Raw genomic sequence first — 736 nt, forward strand, 5'->3', positions numbered from 1 at the left:
GAATGACAAAATTCGAACTACGAATTCAATGAATATCGGCTAGCACTTGCGACAGATAAGGGTTTTGAGAACCAGTAACCTTGTAAATAATCGACGCCCATCTGAGTAAAGAAGTCGCACATCTTCGCATCCTCAATGCCTTCAATTACTACCTCAATATTGTTCTCGTGGCACATTGCAATCAAAAACTTTAGGTACTCTCGCGAAGAGTGGTTTGTCAGCGTTTTCCAAGCCATCGATTTATCGATTTTTATCTGCGTCATCGGTAAATCAAAGAAGCAGTTTAAAGAACTGTACCCGGAACCAAAGTCATCCAAAGACAACGCAAAGCCCAACTCACGAAGCGTGTTTAAGGGGGCCATAGCCGTTTGGTTGTTATCCAAAATGAATGTTTCGGTGAGCTCTAGCACGATAGACTGAGGTGCGACGCCAGCCTCGTCAGCCATGGCTTTGATTCTTGAGGGAAACTCACCATTCATAAGCTGCAGAACGGAGACGTTTACGTTCACTCTTACTTCATTTTGGTAGCGTTCACGGTATTGTTTTATGAACTGACAAGCTTTCGCGAACACTTGATAGCCTAGCTCGACGATCAAGCCTTTGTTCTCGGCTACGGGAATAAACTCATCGGGATAAATTTCGCCAAACTCTTTGCTACGCCAACGAACGAGAGATTCAAAACTCACCACTTCGGAGCTTTTTGCATTAATGATTGGTTGAAACTTCACACTCAAGG

1 pseudogene is annotated in these 736 nt (G+C 43.8%); it reads right to left on the reverse strand.

What is annotated here, in order from left to right:
* Positions 1–17 precede the first annotated feature (17 nt).
* A pseudogene (gene scrG / locus R7Q48_RS27135) lies at positions 18–736 on the reverse strand (regulatory protein ScrG); the annotation flags it as partial.

The sequence above is a fragment of the Vibrio sp. 378 genome, from assembly GCF_033339435.1.